The organism is Streptomyces sp. NPDC104581 (assembly GCF_055583685.1).
In genome coordinates this window covers 88040-102064 of record NZ_JBVJNN010000024.1, presented here as the reverse complement: position 1 = coordinate 102064, position 14025 = coordinate 88040, and the positions used below count along the sequence as shown (strand labels likewise).

8 protein-coding genes are annotated in these 14025 nt (G+C 70.8%); 2 read left to right on the top strand and 6 right to left on the bottom strand.

Going from position 1 to position 14025, the window contains the following annotated elements; genetic code table 11:
- Positions 1–184 precede the first annotated feature (184 nt).
- Positions 185–4471 carry a galactose-binding domain-containing protein gene (locus ACZ61E_RS20860; protein ID WP_469701325.1) on the bottom strand — a complete coding sequence of 1429 codons (4287 nt, stop codon included), beginning with the start codon at positions 4469–4471 and terminating at the stop codon, positions 185–187.
- A 345-nt stretch (positions 4472–4816) separates the two neighbouring features.
- On the opposite strand from ACZ61E_RS20860, the gene ACZ61E_RS20855 reads away from it, so the two are divergent.
- Together ACZ61E_RS20855 and ACZ61E_RS20850 are read left to right on the top strand one after the other, a co-directional pair.
- On the top strand, positions 4817–6514 hold the full coding sequence (locus ACZ61E_RS20855; RefSeq protein ID WP_469701324.1) for a sensor histidine kinase: 1698 nt from the start codon (positions 4817–4819) through the stop codon (positions 6512–6514).
- Complete coding sequence (locus ACZ61E_RS20850) at positions 6511–7188, top strand: response regulator (RefSeq protein ID WP_469701331.1); 678 nt, start codon at positions 6511–6513, stop codon at positions 7186–7188. The genes ACZ61E_RS20855 and ACZ61E_RS20850 overlap by 4 nt, the downstream gene beginning before the upstream one ends.
- A gap of 77 nt (positions 7189–7265) precedes the next feature.
- Here the strand turns inward: ACZ61E_RS20850 and ACZ61E_RS20845 are convergent, their stop codons facing one another.
- From ACZ61E_RS20845 to ACZ61E_RS20825, 5 genes are all read right to left on the bottom strand, one after another.
- A complete protein-coding gene (locus ACZ61E_RS20845; RefSeq protein ID WP_469701323.1) occupies positions 7266–8882 on the bottom strand; it encodes a solute symporter family protein in 1617 nt (538 codons plus the stop codon).
- Positions 8879–9472 carry a DUF485 domain-containing protein gene (locus tag ACZ61E_RS20840; protein WP_469701322.1) on the bottom strand — a complete coding sequence of 198 codons (594 nt, stop codon included), beginning with the start codon at positions 9470–9472 and terminating at the stop codon, positions 8879–8881. Before ACZ61E_RS20840 ends, ACZ61E_RS20845 begins: the two co-directional genes overlap by 4 nt.
- 96 nt (positions 9473–9568) lie before the next feature.
- The gene (locus ACZ61E_RS20835) at positions 9569–10237 is read right to left on the bottom strand and encodes a response regulator transcription factor (protein ID WP_469701321.1); all 669 of its coding nucleotides are present in this window, start codon (positions 10235–10237) and stop codon (positions 9569–9571) included.
- Entirely contained in the window at positions 10234–11448 is a 1215-nt protein-coding gene (locus ACZ61E_RS20830; RefSeq protein WP_469701320.1) for a sensor histidine kinase, read from the bottom strand. The genes ACZ61E_RS20835 and ACZ61E_RS20830 overlap by 4 nt, the downstream gene beginning before the upstream one ends.
- Before the next feature lie 127 nt (positions 11449–11575).
- The gene (locus ACZ61E_RS20825) at positions 11576–13702 is read right to left on the bottom strand and encodes a DNA gyrase/topoisomerase IV subunit B (protein ID WP_469701319.1); all 2127 of its coding nucleotides are present in this window, start codon (positions 13700–13702) and stop codon (positions 11576–11578) included.
- Positions 13703–14025 lie beyond the last annotated feature (323 nt).

The following is a 14025-nucleotide window of genomic DNA, read 5'->3' as shown; positions in this document are numbered from 1 at the left end:
ACCTTCCCCCCCCCCCCCCCTCCCCCCCCCCCCCCCCCTCCCCCCACCCCCCCCCCCCCCCCCCCCCCCCCCCCACCCACCCCCCCCCCCCCCCCCCCCCCCCCCCCCCCCCCCCCCCCCCCCCCCCCCCCCCCCCCCCCCCCCCCCCCCCCCCCCCCCCCCCCCCACGGCGGCGTGCCCGCCGCTACGGGTTGATATGGATCTTGAAGTTGGGCGTGGTGTTCTTCACGTCCAGAGCGTTGCCGCTCATCCTCAGACCGTTGAAGGTGACCTCACCGACCGCGGGACCCTGCCCCGCCTCCGGCATCTCGTTCGCCCACAGCCCGAAGCCCGACTTGGCATCGTAGGCGTCACCGCTCTTCTTCGCACCGGTGATCGAGATGTCGCTGAGGATCGTGTCCTTGATCGGGAACTGTGGTTGTCCTCCCACGTAGTTGGTCTGGAACATGACCCCGCTGTACGTCGGGTCGACGATGTCCACGTTGTTGATCCGGATGCCCTGGAACACCTTCGACGCGGAGAACAGCCAGATGCCGGGGAACGTCTGCGCGCCCCAGAAGTGGCCGCCGGCCCGCACGATCGACACGTTCTCGATCGTCGTGGGTTCGGTCCCGAAGCCGTTCATCGGGTAGCCGAAGTCCAGCGAGCTGACCGTGATGCCCGAGTACACGAGCGTGTCCGCGATATGGATGTTGCGGAAGGTGTTGTTGAAGCCGCCGTAGACGGCCACACCCGCCGCGCGCCAGGTCAGGATCGACGTCAGGTTCTCGTAGACGTTGTCCTTCATGTCCGCGCCGCCGGCGTCGATCGCCGAGAACAGCGCGAAGCTGTCGTCTCCCGTGGCCCGCGCCTCGTTGTTGGTCACGAGGTTGCCGGTGCTGCCGTTGGTCATGTTGATGCCGTCGGCGAACATGTTGCGGATACGGGAGTTCTTGATGGTCATGTCATCGGTGTTCGCGCCCCAGTAGAGGCACACCATGTGCTCGTTCCAGATGTTGTCGATCTCGATGTCGCGCACGTTCGAGAAGTCGAACACCTTGCCCGGACCGTCGATGCGCGAGGTGTAGTTGCCGAAGTACGCGAAGTTCCTGAACGACGAACCCGCCGCCGCGGCCTCGGCCCGGAAGCCGATGTCGGTGTTGTCCTGCGTCGATGGGGCGTGGAACCTGCTGTACCAGGGACCGGCGCCGACCACCTGCACGGGCTTGCCGTACACCTGGAACTTGCTGGCCGTCTGGTAGTCACCGGCGGGCAGGTAGACACCCTTCAGGGTGCCGGTGCTGTCCATCCGGACCCGGTCCAGGGCGTTCTGCACGTCCTGGTGGGTGAATCCGGCGGGGACCGTGTAGGTGGCGGGGTCCGGGTTGGCGGTCGGCGCGACCTGCTCCAGGCTGATGAAGTCGATCGCGTAGGTGGTGGTGTTGGCCGAGTCCTTCTGGAGCTTGATCTTGCTGCCGGCCGGGACGGTCTTGCCCAGCATCGTGTTCGCCTCGTCGTAGATGTGACGGGGCGCGCCCTGACCCGGGGAGTTGCCCGGTCCCGCCTCGGCGCCGTACAGCCAGGCGTACTTCGACGTGAGGTCGATCGCCTTGAGGAAGACGCCGTCCACATAGACGTTGAGCGTGGAGTTGATGCCCCCGCCGCCCGCCGAGTCGGGGATGGAGAAGCGGGTCACCAGGGTGTTGGTGCTGGCCCGGGTGGTGAACTCGACGTACTCGCCGGTGGCGTCGAGGTTGACGGCCCTGCGGCCGGACGCCTCGCCCGCGATGTCACCGACGGTCCTGTTGGGTCCGACCTTCGTGGCGCCGCCGCCGGTGGCGCCGTCCTCGGCCTCGTACATGTCGAAGGGCATGTTGGCGCCGCGGCCCACGAACAGCGACTGGGTGCTGGTGTTGTTCTCTCGCTTGACCGGCACCTCGTTGGCGTCGTCCGCGAGCACCACCTTCACCGTGTACGAGCCGTTGGCCGCGGTCCAGGTGCCGAGCGACACCGGCGCCGTGGTGGCGCCCGCGGCGATGACCCCGGTGTGCGCGCCGGTGAGGGTCCGCACCGTGGCGCCCTCGGAGTTGAGCACGGTCAGGGTGATGCCGTGGCTGCCGCCCGCGGAGGCGACCGTGCCCTGGTTCTTGACCGTGACGGAGAAGTTGACCGTGTCCCCGGCCGCCGGGGCGGACGGGGAGGTGCCGACCGTCGCCACCAGGTCGGAGCTGGCGACCGGCTTCACCACCAGCGGGGCCGGGGCGGTGTAGGTGTTGTTGGTCTCGTTCTGCTCGATCACCGCGTTCGCCACGTCGGCGACCGCGCTGAGTTCGTAGGAGCCCGCGTCGCGCGGCCCGATCGCGGCGCTGACGTTGGCCGACGCGCCGGGGGCGAGGGTGCCCACCGCCGCCGTGCCGACCTTGGAGTCCCCGAGACGGAACTCCAGCGAGCTGGCCGCGGCGGCGACCGTGCCGTTGTTGCGCACCGTCGCCGTCAGGGTGACCGGGTTGGACTCGACCGGCTCGGCGGGACTGGCGGTCAGGGCCGTGACCTGGAGGTCGGGGTTGGGTGCCGGCTCGCCGAGCACCTGGAACTCGGCCACCTGGCCCGCGCCGGCACCGGTGTTGGAGGTGAATCTGAGCTGCACGTCCGCGACGTTCGCGGAGACCGGGATGGTCACCTGGTTCCCGGAGGCCGGGCTGAACGCGTAGTCCTTCGCGGCGGCCAGGCTGGTGAACGCCGTGGCGTTCTGCTCGCGGCCCAGCACCTGGATGTTCTGGGTGCGCGGTCCCCAGCCGCTGTCCGGGTTGAGCTTGACGACGACGCTCTCGGTGGAGGCGTTGGCGCCCAGCTTCACGGTCAGTGTGTTGGGGTAACTGCCCCCGGCGCCTTCCCAGTAGGTCGACGTCGAGTTGTCGTTGGCGTTGGCCGCGACGAACGTGTGGACCACGGAGGAGGCGCTGATCGGCTTGCCGACGGCCAGGTTGGAGACCGAGCCGCTGCTGCCGGTGCGTGTCACCGTGTTGCTGTTGCCCGACCGGTTGCCCGCCGCGTCCCTGGCCCGTACGAAGTACGAGACCGTGGTACCGGCCGGCTGGGTGTCGGTGAAGGTCAGGACGTTGCCCGCGACGGTGTCGCGCAGCACGTTGTTGGCGTGGATCTCGTAGCCGGTGACCGCCGTGTTGTCGCTGGACGCCTGCCAGGTGAGCCTGACCTGGGTGGACGAGGGCGTGGTGTGGGCGAGGCCGGTGGGCGCGGTCGGCGCCTGGGTGTCGCCGCCCGCGGGCTTACGGGTGACGGTGTTGCTGTTGCCCGACACGTTGCCGGCGGCGTCCTTGGCCCGTACGAAGTACGAGACCTCCGCGTTGCCGGGCTGGGTGTCGGTGAAGGTGGTGACGTTGCCGGCGACGCTGGTGCGCAGCACGTTGTCGGCGTAGACGTCGTAGCCGGTGACCGCGGTGTTGTCGGTCGACGCCTTCCAGGTCAGCCTGATCTGACCGGAGGCGGGCTCGGTGAACGCCAGCTCGGTGGGCGCGGTCGGGGCCTGGGTGTCCCCCGTCTCGGGGCCGTAGATCTCCAGCTCGGACACCTGGGCGCCGGGCTGCGCGGAGTTGGCGGTGACCAGGACCCGTACGTGGCGTGTGGTGGTCGCGTCGAAGGGGATCGTCACGGTGTTGCCGGAGCCGGGCGCGAACTGGTAAGCCCTGGACGCCGTCAGATCGGTGAAGCCGGTGCCGTTGGTGCTGCCCTGGATCTTGAGCGTCTGGCTCCGGGCCTCCCAGCCGTCGGGGAGTTTCAGTACGACGCTGTTGACGCGCACGGACGAGCCGAGGTCGGCCTGGAGCCACTGCGGGAAGGCGCCGTTGCGGCTCTCCCAGTAGCTGGCCTTGTTGCCGTCGTTGGCGTTGGCCGCCGCGTAGACCTCGGTGTGGCTGCTCTCGGTGAGCGTGCGCCCGGCGGCGAGGTTCACCGACGCCGCGGCGGCCTTGTGGACCTGGAGCTCGGCGAGCTGGCCCGCGGAGGCGACGGAGTTCTTCGTGATGTTCACGCGCACGTACCGGGTCCGGGTGGCGGGGAACGAGACCGTGACCTCGTTGGCCTTGCCCGGGCTGAAGGTGTACGAGGCGGAGGTCTTCAGTGTCGAGAAGCTGGTGCCGTCCGCGCTGCCCTGGACGGCGAGGGTCTGCCGCCTGGTCTCCCAGTGCGCGGGGAGCTTCAGCGTCACCTGGTCGATCCGGGCGGCGGAGCCCAGATCGGTCTGGACCCATTGGGGGAGGCTCTTGCCGGAGCCCTGCCAGTACGTCGACCGGTCGCCGTCGGCGACCATCCGGGCGGAGTGGTCGGCCGACGCGCTGCTCGCCGCCGCGGTGGCGCCCGCGGCGATGTTGGGGCCGTCGGCCGCCGAAGCGGTGAGCGACGGCACGCCGACCATCAGGAGACTGGTGGTGAGCGCGGCGGAGATCGCCCGCCATCTCCATCGGTGAGATCTCATGTGTCCCCGATCTTCGGCCTCGGCGCGGGGCGCGGCGAGGCGCGGCTCTGTCTGCATGGCTGGTGCCACCTGGCTGGTGCGACTAGCGTTTCTGCACTGCGGAGCAGGATCTTTTGCGTTGTGCGGTCAGAGAGTTGCAGAGAAATGCGAGAGCGTCCACCAGTGCGACAGAACCAACTCGGCCGTTCTCTGGCTCGAAGACACTCAAGACGGACCCACCGGCCCCTATCAGTCAGCTTTGCGGTGGATGCCCAGCACTCCGCAAGCGGGCCGCAAGCCACGTAAGCCATTTGCGTAAATCTGGAAATTTCAGAAAGGCACCTGCGCCGTCTACCGTTCCTAGACATGAACGCCGGACCGACGCCCCCGCCGCGACGACGGCGATTCGGCTGGCCACGGCGCGTCTTCTCCCAGGTGCTGCTGATGCAGCTCGCCATCGCCGCGGGCACCGCCGTGCTCGCCACGGGTCTTTTCCTGCGGCCCCTGAGCGACCAGCTCGACGACCAGGCGATGCGCAGGGCACTCGCGATCGCCGAGACGACGGCGTCGGAGCCGGTGGCGGACGCACTGCTGGCGTCACGGCCCTCGGTGGGCGGCCCGGTGCAGGCGGAGGCCGAACGCATCAGACGGGCGACCGGCGCCGAGTACGTCGTGATCATGGACAGACGCGGGGTGCGCTGGTCACACACCGACACCGGCCAGATCGGCAGGGTCGTCTCCACCGATCCCAGTGAGGCGATCGCCGGCCACGACGTCATGGAGATAGACAGCGGCACCCTCGGCCGCTCGGCGCGCGGCAAGGTCCCGCTGCGCGACGAGACGGGGCGGATCGTCGGCGCCGTGTCCGTGGGGATCGCGTACGACAGCGTCCGCGAACGTCTGCTCGCGACGATCCCCGGACTGCTCGCGTACGCGGGCGGCGCCCTGGCCGTCGGCGCGCTGGCGGCCTTCCTGATCTCCAGACGCCTTCAGCGCCAGACCCATGACCTGGCCTTCTCCGACATCTCGGCGCTGCTGGCGGAGCGCGAGGCCATGCTGCACAGCCTGCGCGAGGGAGTGATCGCACTCGACGGGGCGGGACGGATCCGGCTGATGAACGACGAGGCGCAGCGGCTGCTCGGCCTCGGGCCCGAGGCCACCGGACAGCCCCTCGACGTGGTCCTCGGACCGGGCCGCACCACCGACGTACTGGCCGGCCGGGTGGCCGGCGAGGACCTGCTGACCGTGAGCGGCGCCCGGGTGCTCATCGCCAACCGGATGCCGACGGACGACGGCGGCGCCGTCGCCACCCTCCGTGACCGCACCGAGCTGGAACAGCTCGGCCGGGAACTGGACGCCACCCGCGGACTGATCGACGCGCTGCGCGCGCAGGACCACGAGCACGCCAACCGGATGCACACCCTGCTGGGCCTGCTGGAGCTGGAGATGCACGACGAGGCGGTGGAATTCGTGACCGAGGTCGTCGGTGTGCACCGGTCCACCGCCGAGCAGGTCACCGAGCGGATCCACGACCCGCTGCCGGCCGCGCTGCTGGTCGGCAAGGCCACCGTCGCCGCCGAGCGCGGCGTCTCGCTGCGCATCTCGCCGGCCACCCTGCTGCCCGACCGGCTCGTCGACCCGCAGGGGCTCGTCACGGTCCTGGGCAATCTCGTGGACAACGCGCTGGACGCTGCGGCCGGCTCCGAGGACCCGCGCATCGAGGTGGAGGTACGGGCCGAGGGCCGTACGGTCGTCCTGCGGATCTCCGACAGCGGCCCGGGTGTCCCGCCGGAACAGCGCGAACTGGTCTTCACCGAAGGCTGGACGACGAAGGAACTGCCGACCCACGGCCGGCGCGGACTCGGCCTCGCCATGGTGCGCCGGCTCGCCGAACGCCAGGGCGGCAGCGCCCGCGTCACCGAATCCGCCGACGGGGGCGCCGAGTTCACCGTCGTCCTGCCCGAGGCACTCGCCGACACCGAGCGCGTCACACGGGACGCCGCGCCGGCGGACGACGCCGTCCGCGATCCGGCCGGGACCGCCACCCCATGGGAGACACGATGATCGACGTACTGGTCGTGGACGACGACATCCGGGTCGCCGACATCAACACCGCCTATGTGGCGAAGGTGGCGGGATTCCGCGTCGTCGCCAAGGCGCACTCGGGAGCGGAGGCGCTCAGCCGGCTCACCGAGCGGCCCGTCGACCTGATCCTTCTCGACCACTATCTGCCCGACCGCGACGGGCTCTCGGTGGTGCGGGAGCTGCGCGGACTCGGCCACCGCACCGACGTGATCATGGTGACCGCCGCGCGCGACGTCGCCACCGTCCAGTCGGCGATGCGCCACGGGGCGCTCCAGTACCTGGTCAAGCCGTTCAACTTCGCCGGGCTGCGCACCAAGCTGGAGGCGTACGCGACGCTGCGCCGCACGCTGGAGAGCGGCGGTGAGGCCGAACAGGCCGATGTGGACCGGATGTTCGGCGCGCTGTCGGCGTCCGCCGCGCCCGAACTGCCCAAGGGGCACTCGCCGAGCACCGCGGAGGTGGTGCGCCAGGTGCTGCTCGGCGCCGAAGGGCCGCTGTCCGCGCACGAGATCGCCGAAAGCGCCGGGATGAGCCGGCAGACGGCGCAGCGGTATCTCAAACTGCTGGAGCGGGCGGGGCGGGTCCGGCTCAGCCTCCGGTACGGCGAGACGGGCCGCCCGGAGCACCGGTACGCGTGGGCGACGAGCGGCTGAGCCGTACGGGCGGTCCGGGACCGCCCCGCCCGGGGCAGATCCCGCACGGACCGGATCCAGCTCGGACCGGCTCCCGCTCAGACCGCTCCCGCGCCGGTGAGTGAACGCACCTCGGACTCCGCGTGCCGGGCCTCGTCCGCGCCTTCACGGAAGAGGACCGTTCCGATCCAGCCCGCCAGGAAGCCGAGCGGGATCGAGACCAGGCCCGGGTTCTGGAGCGGGAAGACCTGGAAGTCGACGCCCGGGAGGATCGCCTCCGGACTCCCCGACACGACGGGGGAGAACACCACCAGCAGCACCGCCGGGACCAGCCCGCCGTACACGGACCAGACCGCTCCGCGCGTGGTGAACTTCCGCCAGAACAGCGAGTAGAGCAGCACCGGAAGATTGGCCGAGGCGGCGACGGCGAACGCGAGCCCCACCAGGAAGGCGACGTTGAGGTCGCGGGCGAGCAGTCCGAGCGCGATGGCCACGGCGCCGATACCCGCGGCGGCGAACCGGGCGACGGCGACCTCACCGCGCGGCTCGGCGCGGGATCCGGAGCGGGAGCCGGCCTGCGGCCTCTTGAGGGAGGCGTAGAGATCGTGCGCGACCGAGGCCGACGAGGCGAGGGTGATACCGGCGACGACGGCGAGGATCGTCGCGAAGGCGACGGCGGCGACCACGGCGAACAGCACCGTCCCGCCGGTGGACCCCTCGCCGCCGCCCAGGTCCAGGGCGAGCAGCGGTACCGCCGTGTTCCCCGCCGCGCTCGACGCGCGGACCTCGGCGGTGCCGACCACGGCGGCGGCGCCGAAGCCGAGCACGATCGTCATCAGGTAGAAGCTCCCGATGAGCCCGATGGACCAGACGACGGACCGGCGGGCGGCGCGGGCGGTCGGCACGGTGTAGAAGCGGGAGAGGATGTGCGGCAGCCCGGCCGTACCGAGCACCAGGGCGAGCCCCAGGCTGATGAAGTCGAACCGCGCGGTCCAGCCACCGCCGTAGGCGAGGCCCGGTGACAGGAACTCCTCGCCGTGACCGCTGCGTTCGGCGGCGGTCGTGAGCAGCGCGTCGAGGTCGCCGTGGAAACGGATCAGGACGAGCACGGTCAGGGCGACCGTGCCGGCCATCAGCAGCACCGCCTTGACGATCTGGATCCAGGTGGTGGCCCGCATCCCGCCGAGCGTCACATAGACGACCATCAGCGCGCCCACGCCGATCACCGTCCAGGCGCGCACGGCCTCGCTCGTCCCCCCGAGCAGCAGTGCGACCAGACTGCCCGCCCCGACCATCTGCGCCACCAGATAGAACACGGAGACGGCGACGGAGGAGGTGCCCGCCGCGATCCTGACGGGGCGCTCGCGCATCCGGGTGTCGACGACGTCGGCCAGGGTGAACCGGCCGCAGTTGCGGACGAGTTCGGCCACCAGCAGCAGGACGACCAGCCAGGCGACGAGGAAGCCGACGGAGTAGAGCATGCCGTCGTAGCCGACGAGGGCGATGAGGCCGGAGATACCGAGGAAGGAGGCGGCCGACATGTAGTCGCCGGCGATGGCGAAACCGTTCTCCATGGGGGAGAGGCGGCGTCCGCCGGTGTAGAACTCCTCCGCCGAGCCCTGCCGGTCGCGGCTCACCCAGGTGGTGATACCGAGGGTGACCGCGACGAACACGCTGAACAGCAGCAGTGCCAGGGTCTGGTGGTCGCCGCTCATCGCCGCCGCTCCCCCGCCCGCGCCGTACCGGGCCCGGCCGGCGCCCCGGACTCCCGCGCCGTGGCGAGCTCCCGCGACCTCGTGAGGTCGAAGACGCTCCAGCGCAGATCGAGCGCGTCCCGATCGCGGTGCAGCCGGGCGTGGCGTGAGTACGCCCAGGTCAGCAGGAAGGTGCTGAGGAACTGTCCGAGACCGGCGGCCATCGCCACGTTCACGGCCCCCACCACCGGGCGCGCCATCAGGTCCGGCGCCGTGGTCGCGGCGACGACGTACGCCAGGTACCAGATCAGGAAGGCGGCGGTGGCCGGGAAGACGAACCGTCGGTAGCGGGCGCGCACCTCCTGGAAGGCCGCGCTGTGCTGGACCTCCAGATAGATGTCCGCGGCGCCGGGCCCCCGCTCCGCCGCCGCGCCGCCCGCACCGGCACCGCCACCGGCATGAGTCGCGGCCGTCGCCGTGGCGGGCGCGGGCACGACAGGCGTCGTCGGCGTACCCGTGCCGTCCAGTTCGCCCCAGCCGGATGCCAGGGCGTCGTACCAGGGGTCGTCGGTCCGCACTGTCGCGGCGCCGCGCCGTTCCTGCTTCTCCACCGGTCAACTCTCCTTGTCAGCGGACCGTTTCGGCCGCGCCCCAAGGATGGGCGGAATGGGAAGATCCCGGACTCTTCTCCCCCGGGCTTCACCCCATCAGGTGATGTTCGTCCCGGTTGGCCGGATGAGTCCGTGCTGATAGGCGTAGCGCACCGCCTGCGCCCGGTCGCGCACCCCGGCCTTGGCGAAGATGTTGTTGATGTGGGTCTTCACGGTGGCCGCCCCGATGTGCAGCCGCCCGGCGATCTCCTTGTTGGAGAAGCCCTCCGCGACCAGGGACAGCACCTCGGCCTCACGAGCGGTGAGCCCGTCGGGCGGCGACTCGCGCACGGGTACGGGGGTGACCTCGCTGACCCGCTCCAGCAGCCGCCGCTGCACGGTGGGGGCGAGCCCGGCGTCCCCGGCCATGATGTCCTGGACGGCCCGGACGATCTCGTCGCCGCCCGCGTCCTTGGTGAGATAGCCGCGCGCGCCCGCCCGCAGGGCGGGGAAGAGCGAGTCGTCGTCGGCGTAGGTGGTGAGCACCACGATCTGGGTCGCCGGATAGCGCTCGCGGATCCGGCGGGTCGCCTCGACGCCGTCGCAGCGCGGCATCCGGAGGTCCATCAGCACGACGTCGGGGGCGAGTTCACCAGTGAGGGCGACCGCCTCCTCGCCGTCCTTCGCGGCGCCGACGACCTCGATGCCGGGCAGCAGCCCGAGGAGCATGACGATGCCCTCGCGCACCACGGCCTGGTCGTCGGCCACGATCACCCGGGCCGTCATACGGGCACTCGCAGACGCACGGTGAAGCCCTTCCCCTCGGTCCGGTCCGGCGGTCCGGAGCCGTACGGGGCTCCGCCGGCGCCGCCTTCCAAGGAGGCCGCGGGTCCGGCCTCCAGAGTTCCGCCCAGCAGTTCGGCGCGCTCCCGCATCCCCAGGAGACCGTACCCGGAGCCGGAGGCGCCGAGTTCGGTTCCCGGCGCGTCCGTGCCCTCGTCCCGTACCTCCAGGGTCACCGCGTCACGCGCGTACTCCAGCCGCACCGTGACGCCCGCTCCGGGCGCGTGCTTGCGCGCGTTCGTCAGTGCCTCCTGCGCGACGCGCCGTACCGCCTGCGAGGCGTCCGTCGGCAGCAGCCGGGGCTCCCCGACGACCTCGGTCCGTACCCCGTCGACCGCCAGCTCCCGCAGATAGTCCTCGACGGGCACCAGCCGGCCGCGGAGGGCGGAGAGCGCCTGGCGTGTCTCCGCCAGACCCTGCCGGGCCATGCTCCGTGCCTCCACCACGCGCCGCAGCACCTGCTCGCGGTCGTACCCGCCCTCGATCTGGAGGCGCGCCGCCTCCAGGTGAACGAGCTGCGCGGAGAGGCTGTGGGCCAGCACGTCGTGGATCTCGCGGGCGATCCTGGCCCGCTCGGCCAGCGCGGCCGACTCGGCCTCGGCCGCCCGCGCGGCACGCTCCTGCGCCAGCAGCCGGAACCCGGCCCCGCGCGCCTGCGCGTCGAGCCGCAGCGTCCAGCCGCCGAGCAGCACGGCACCCATCGTGATCGCCACCTCCGTGAGCGCCTCGGTGTTCGACAGCGCGAGGATCGCGGAGAGCACGGCCCAGACGCCCAGGGCCGCCGCGGGCGGCAGTCTCTCCACCGCGATGACGGCTCCCAGGATCCAGAGCAGCGCGGCCGTGCCCTCGGCCCCCGCCGCGCTCGCGGCCGCGCCCAGCAGCGCGATCACGAGGAACAGCCCCAGCGAGGGGAACAGCCGTCTCCGGACGGTCCACCGGTACAGGAACACGACGGCCGTCCCGAAGCAGAGCATGCCCAGCACGGGCAGCACCGCCCGCCAGCCGTGGAAGACGTCGGCGGTGTACGCGGTGGCGAACAGCCAGCCGACCAGCCCGCCGGCCAGCAGGCAGTCGAGCGCCGTCCTGACGCGCGGCACCCCCACGCGGGTCAGCGCCTCCCCGCTCGGCCACCCGGTCACCGCGCCGATCTGCATGGACGAACCCTCTCTCCCGGCAGGAATGCTACGGATCCGGGCGGCCCGCCGGATCCCCTCCCGGGGGGAGACGGAAACGGCTCCGGGCTCCACCCGTGGGTGGAGCCCGGAGCCGTGCGGGAGTGGATCAGACGTCGATCCGGGCGCGGTCCAGCGTCGCGGCCGAGCTGGTGATGAACTCCTTGCGCGGCGCGACCTCGTTGCCCATGAGCAGGTCGAAGATCTGCTCGGACGATTCGAGGTCCCCGATGTTGATCCGCCGCAGCGTGCGGTGGCGCGGGTCCATCGTGGTCTCGGCCAGCTGGTCGGCGTCCATCTCGCCGAGGCCCTTGTAGCGCTGGATGGAGTCCTTGTAGCGCACGTTCTTGCGCTGGAACTCCAGGAGCGTCTGCCGCAGCTCGTTGTCCGAGTACGTGTACACGTACTTGTCCTGGCCCTTCTTGGGCTGCACCAGCTCCACCCGGTGCAGGGGCGGGACGGCGGCGAAGACCCGGCCGGCCTCCACCATCGGGCGCATGTAGCGCTGGAACAGCGTCAGCAGCAGACAGCGGATGTGGGCGCCGTCGACATCGGCGTCCACGAGCAGCACGATCTTGCCGTAGCGGGCGGCGTCGATGTCGAACGTCCGGCCCGACCCCGCTCCTATGACCTGGATGATCGCGCCGCACTCGGCGTTCTTCAGCATGTCGGAGACGGACGACTTCTGGACGTTGAGGATCTTGCCGCGGATCGGCAGCAGCGCCTGGAACTCGCTGTTCCGGGCGAGCTTGGCCGTACCGAGCGCCGAGTCGCCCTCGACGATGAACAGCTCGCTGCGCTCCACGTCGTCGCTGCGGCAGTCGGCGAGCTTGGCGGGCAGCGAGGAGGTCTCCAGCGCCGTCTTCCTGCGCTGGGCCTCCTTGTGCTGGCGGGCGGCGATACGCGTACGGGCGGCGGCGACGGCCTTCTCCAGCACGGCGCGGGCCTGCGCCTTGGCGTCACGCTTGGTCGAGGTCAGGAACTCCTTGAGCTCCTTGGAGACGACGTTGGCGACGATCCGGTTGGCCGCCGACGTCCCCAGGATCTCCTTGGTCTGCCCTTCGAACTGGGGCTCGGCGAGACGCACCGTCACCACGGCCGTGAGACCTTCCAGGGCGTCGTCCTTGACGACGTCGTCCTCGGCGACACGCAGGAGCTTCGCCGAGCGCAGCGCCTCGTTGACGGTCTTGGTCACCGCGCGCTCGAAGCCCGTCATGTGGGTGCCGCCCTTGGGGGTGGCGATGATGTTGACGTAGGAGCGCATTGTGGTGTCGTAGCCGGTGCCCCAGCGCAGGGCGATGTCGACGCCCAGCTCGCGGGTGACCTCGGTGGGCGTCATGTGCCCGCGGTCGTCCAGGACGGGCACGGTCTCCTTGAAGGCGCCCTGTCCGGTCAGCCGCAGCACGTCGCAGACGGCCTTGTCCTGCGCCAGGTACTCGCAGTACTCGCTGATCCCGCCGTCGTAGCGGAACGTCTCCTCGATCGTGCCCTCGCCCTCGCTCTCGCCGGCCGCCCGCTCGTCGCGCACGACGATGGTCAGCCCCGGGACGAGGAACGCGGTCTGGCGGGCGCGCTGGTGCAGGGTCTCCAGCGACAGCCGGGCGTCCTTGAGGAAGATCTGCCGGTCGGCCCAGTAGCGGGTCCGCGTCCCGGTGCGCGTCTTGGGCACCCGCTTGCCCTTCAGCAGCCCGTTCGCCGGGTCGAAGGGGGCGTCGGGGCCCGACTCCGTGAAGATGCCGGGGACGCCACGGCGGAAGCTGATCGCGTGCGTGGCGCTGTTGCGGTCGACCTCGATGTCCAGCCGGGAGGAGAGCGCGTTGACGACGGAGGCGCCCACGCCGTGCAGACCGCCGGAGGCCGCGTAGGAGCCGCCGCCGAACTTGCCGCCCGCGTGCAGCTTCGTCATGACGACCTCGATGCCGGACAGGCCGGTCTTCGGCTCGACGTCGACGGGGATACCGCGGCCGTTGTCCCTGACCTCGACGGAGCCGTCCTCGTGGAGCGTGACGTCGATGCGGTCGCAGTAACCGCCGAGGGCCTCGTCGACCGAGTTGTCGATGATCTCCCAGAGGCAGTGCATGAGACCGCGGCTGTCGGTCGACCCGATGTACATGCCGGGACGTTTCCGGACCGCTTCGAGCCCTTCAAGGACGAGCAGGTGCCGCGCGGTGTAGTTGGAACCGTCACGATCTGCTGTCAGCAGCGCACTGGACGGCACGGACGTCTCGGCGGTCACGCGGTTCGCTCCTCGCTGAATTTGAAATCTGGCCCGGTGGGTAAGGGCCCGGCATCGGTCGCCGCTCAGAGGGTACAGAGGCCTGGTAGAGCCGTTGTCACGCCACCCTATTGAATTCTCATGCTAACCGAGGCTCGCATGAGTGTTCGATCCCTCGATGGGGTGACGCACACATCACGTTCCCTTCCAGGCATGAACCATTTAGGCTCCGGGCACGTCCTCATGAACAACCGGCAAGCCGGCCGGGAGGATCGACCCCCTGACAAGCAACGCGAAACCGTAAAGCGAAGCAATACGGCTCATTCGCCGCCAACCGGCAGCAG

Excerpts from the sequence above, each read along its gene's own strand:
- ACZ61E_RS20845 (WP_469701323.1), bottom strand. The coding sequence starts at position 8,882 with ATGAGCGGCGACCACCAGACCCTGGCACTGCTGCTGTTCAGCGTGTTC.
- ACZ61E_RS20860 (WP_469701325.1), bottom strand. The coding sequence starts at position 4,471 with ATGAGATCTCACCGATGGAGATGGCGGGCGATCTCCGCCGCGCTCACC.
- ACZ61E_RS20830 (WP_469701320.1), bottom strand. The coding sequence starts at position 11,448 with ATGCAGATCGGCGCGGTGACCGGGTGGCCGAGCGGGGAGGCGCTGACC.
- ACZ61E_RS20835 (WP_469701321.1), bottom strand. The coding sequence starts at position 10,237 with ATGACGGCCCGGGTGATCGTGGCCGACGACCAGGCCGTGGTGCGCGAG.
- ACZ61E_RS20855 (WP_469701324.1), top strand. The coding sequence starts at position 4,817 with ATGAACGCCGGACCGACGCCCCCGCCGCGACGACGGCGATTCGGCTGG.
- ACZ61E_RS20850 (WP_469701331.1), top strand. The coding sequence starts at position 6,511 with ATGATCGACGTACTGGTCGTGGACGACGACATCCGGGTCGCCGACATC.